At 70.2% G+C, this 1,769-nt stretch carries 2 protein-coding genes; both read right to left on the bottom strand.

What is annotated here, in order from left to right; translation table 11 throughout:
* Window positions 1-590: tryptophan synthase subunit alpha (gene trpA, locus HUK84_RS16920; protein WP_176641312.1), on the bottom strand; the 590-nt coding region annotated here is incomplete at its 3' end.
* Window positions 587-1,769: tryptophan synthase subunit beta (trpB, locus tag HUK84_RS16925; protein ID WP_176641313.1), on the bottom strand; the 1,183-nt coding region annotated here is incomplete at its 5' end. The genes trpB and trpA, both read right to left, overlap by 4 nt.

Below are 1,769 nucleotides of genomic sequence, written 5' to 3' on the forward strand. Positions count from 1 at the left end.
AGCGCCGCCGCCAGTTCCTCGGTGCTGGCGGTGCGCGTGCCCGTCACCCCGGTGATGCTGACATAATAGATGAAGCCCGTGGCATGGCCGCACACCAGCCCCAGCCGGTCGCCGACGGTGGTCGGCGCCACCAGCCGGATGATATCCAGCCCGTGCGCGGCCGCAGCCCCCTCCAGCAGGTCGGCCTCTTCCGGCGGCAGGTCGACGACGATCAGCCCGTCCACCCCGGCCCGCGCCGCATCGGCGCAGAACCGCGCCGGGCCATAGGCCTCGATCGGGTTCAGATAGCCCATCAGCACGATGGGCGTCTCGTCGTCCTCCGCACGGAAGCGCGCCACCATGTCCAGCACGCGCGCCATGCTCGACCCGGCCTTCAGCCCGCGCCGCGCGGCGGCCTGGATGATCGGCCCGTCGGCGCTGGGGTCGCTGAACGGCACGCCGATCTCGATCAGGTCCGCTCCGGCCCCCGGCATCGCCCGCAACAGCGCCAGCGACGTCTCGCAATCCGGGTCGCAGGCCTGCAGGTAGGGAATCAGGGCGCCGCGTCCCTGCGCCTTCAGGGCGGCGAAGCGGCGGGCGATACGGCTCACAATGTCACTCCAAGATGTGCGGCGACGGTAAAGATGTCCTTGTCCCCCCGGCCGGAGATATTCACCACCAGCAGCGTCTCGGGGCTCAGCGCGGGCGCGATCCGCGCGGCATGGGCCACCGCATGCGCCGATTCCAGCGCCGGGATGATCCCCTCGGTGCGGGTGCAGAGCTGAAAGGCCGCCAGCGCGTCATCATCGGTCGCACCCACATATTCGACGCGGCCGATATCGTGCAGCCAGGCATGTTCCGGCCCGATGCCCGGATAATCCAGTCCGGCGCTGATCGAATGCGCCTCGTCGATCTGGCCGTCCGCATCCTGCAGCAGATAGGTCCGGTTGCCGTGCAGCACCCCCGGCCGCCCCCGCAGGATCGACGCCGCGGTCTCGCCGGAATCCAGGCCGCGCCCGGCGGCCTCGACCCCGATCAGCCGCACCGACGGCTCGTCCAGGAACGGGTGGAAGATCCCCATCGCGTTCGACCCGCCGCCGATCGCGGCGACCACCACGTCCGGCAGCCGCCCCTCGGCCTCGTGCATCTGCGCGCGCGTCTCCTCGCCGATCACCGACTGGAAGTCGCGGACCATCTGCGGATAGGGATGCGGTCCTGCCACCGTGCCGACCAGGAAATAGGTGTCGCGCACATTGGTCACCCAATCGCGCATCGCCTCGTTCATCGCATCCTTCAGCGTGCCGGCGCCGGCGGTCACCGGCACGACCTCGGCCCCCAGCAGGCGCATGCGGAACACGTTGGGCTTCTGCCGTTCGACGTCGGTGGCGCCCATGTAGATGACGCACGTCATGCCGAACAGCGCGCAGACCGTGGCGGTCGCCACCCCATGCTGGCCCGCCCCGGTCTCGGCCACGATGCGCGTCCGGCCCATCCGCCGCGCCAGCAGGATCTGACCCATGACGTTGTTGAGCTTGTGCGAACCGGTATGGTTCAGCTCCTCGCGCTTCATGTAGATCCGCGCCCCGCCCAGTTCCTCGGTCAGGCGCCGCGCGAACCACAACGGGCTGGGCCGGCCCACGTAATCCCGCAGATAGTAATCCAGCTCGCGGCGAAAGGCCGGGTCGGCCTTGGCGGCCTCGTAGGCCGCGTCCAGCTCCAGCACCAGCGGCATCAGGGTCTCGGCCACGAACTGGCCGCCGAAGATGCCGAACCGGCCGCGCGCGTCGGGG

The organism is Nguyenibacter vanlangensis, assembly GCF_013376155.1.
Taxonomy (GTDB): domain Bacteria; phylum Pseudomonadota; class Alphaproteobacteria; order Acetobacterales; family Acetobacteraceae; genus Gluconacetobacter; species Gluconacetobacter vanlangensis.